The sequence below is a fragment of the Streptomyces anatolicus genome, from assembly GCF_019400875.1.
GTDB lineage: Bacteria > Actinomycetota > Actinomycetes > Streptomycetales > Streptomycetaceae > Streptomyces > Streptomyces anatolicus.
The window spans coordinates 1-777 of sequence record NZ_WMBF01000872.1 but is presented as its reverse complement, the minus strand read 5'-3'; the positions used below and the strand labels follow the sequence as shown (position 1 = coordinate 777).

General features: G+C 70.5%; 1 protein-coding gene. It reads left to right on the top strand.

Features of this window, described 5'->3' with window-relative positions; genetic code table 11:
• Window positions 1-160: 160 nt before the first annotated feature.
• Window positions 161-523 carry a hypothetical protein gene (locus GKQ77_RS33065; protein WP_219692831.1) on the top strand — a complete coding sequence of 121 codons (363 nt, stop codon included), beginning with the start codon at window positions 161-163 and terminating at the stop codon, window positions 521-523.
• Window positions 524-777 lie beyond the last annotated feature (254 nt).

Sequence of the window (777 nt, the reverse complement as noted above, 5' to 3'; positions counted from 1 at the left end):
GTCCAGGCGCCGGCCTCCCCGCCGGCGCCTGGACCACCCCGTCCCCGCTCTCCACCTCGGCCCTGGTCGACGACCGCGCCGTCGCCAGCGGCAAACGCCGCTCGGCCCCGCACACGTACCGCGCCGCACAGGCCGCGGTTCACCACCAGAAAGGCACCTGATGCCCGACATCAAGTTCGACTCCAAGGTCCTGGAAGACGTGAAGGACTCCCTCGACGACCACGCCATGGAGATGTTCAAGCAGCGCAAGGGGCGGTGGATGGCCGTCGTCGAACTCGCCCACGTCGAGCGCATCGAACCCGGCCCCGACGAGGAGAAGGTCCCCTCGGTCAAGCTCCGCATCGTCGCCATCGAGGTCGCGGGCGACGACTTCAGCGACGAGCGGCTGCGCGAACTCCAGCGCGGCCTGTACCGGCTGCGTACGAAGAGCGGCACCTTCGACGGCGAACTTGACCCCGACGTCCAGAACGCCCGCGACGTCCTCAAGCACGGCTCCGGGCTCCTCGTCGGCAGCGACGCCTGATGGCCACCCGGCAGCGGGGCAGCACCCCTTCCCCCACACGGCGCTGCCCCGCGTGCCGGGCCCTCATCCTCCGCCAGCTCGTCGGCACTCGAGCAGCACTCACCATCACGGCCGACCTCGAGCCCCTCTCCCTCGAGGAACAAGCCGCCGCTCGAGAACCCAACCGGTTGATCTGGTGCCTGCGCACCTCAAGCACCGGCACCCAGACCCTCGCCTGGATCCAGACCTGGCACCCGCCCGACTGCCCCCACCCC